1 rRNA gene is annotated in these 873 nt (G+C 53.2%); it reads right to left on the reverse strand.

The annotated features are described in order from the left end of the window. A 23S ribosomal RNA gene (locus A3849_RS03490) occupies positions 1 to 873 on the reverse strand; the annotation flags it as partial.

The raw sequence follows: 873 nt of genomic DNA on the forward strand, positions 1-873 counted from the left end.
GGCTAGCCCTAAAGCTATTTCGGGGAGAACCAGCTATCTCCGAGTTCGATTGGAATTTCTCCGCTACCCCCACCTCATCCCCGCATTTTTCAACATGCGTGGGTTCGGGCCTCCAGTGCGTGTTACCGCACCTTCACCCTGGACAGGGGTAGATCACACGGTTTCGGGTCTACGTCCACATACTCAGTCGCCCTATTCAGACTCGCTTTCGCTGCGGCTCCGGCTTCTCACCTTAACCTTGCATGTTAAACGTAACTCGCCGGTTCATTCTACAAAAGGCACGCCATCACCCCTAAAACGGGCTCTGACTTTTTGTAAGCACACGGTTTCAGGTTCTATTTCACTCCCCTTCCGGGGTGCTTTTCACCTTTCCCTCACGGTACTGTTTCACTATCGGTCGCCAGGTAGTATTTAGCCTTAGCAGATGGTCCTGCTGGATTCATACGGGGTTTCACGTGCCCCGCACTACTCGGGATCCGTCTCGGAGAGAACACAGTTTAGGTTACAGGGCTTTTACCTCTATCGCGGGCCTTTCCAGACCTCTTCACCTACCATATTCCTTTGTAACTCCATATGAGACGTCCCACAACCCCAAGAGGCAAGCCTCTTGGTTTAGGCTGTTCCGCGTTCGCTCGCCGCTACTGACGGAATCACTATTGTTTTCTCTTCCTCAGGGTACTTAGATGTTTCAGTTCCCCTGGTCTGCCTCTACATACCCTATGTATTCAGGTATGAGTAACTGCGAATTACCACAGCTGGGTTTCCCCATTCGGACACCCCCGGATCAAAGCTTGCTTACAGCTCCCCGAGGCAGTTTCGTTGTTCGCCACGTCCTTCGTCGGCTCCTGGCGCCTAGGCATCCTCCGTGTGCTC

Source organism: Paenibacillus sp. P46E, assembly GCF_001909095.1.
In the GTDB taxonomy this organism is placed as follows: Bacteria; Bacillota; Bacilli; order Paenibacillales; family Paenibacillaceae; genus Paenibacillus_AQ; species Paenibacillus_AQ helianthi.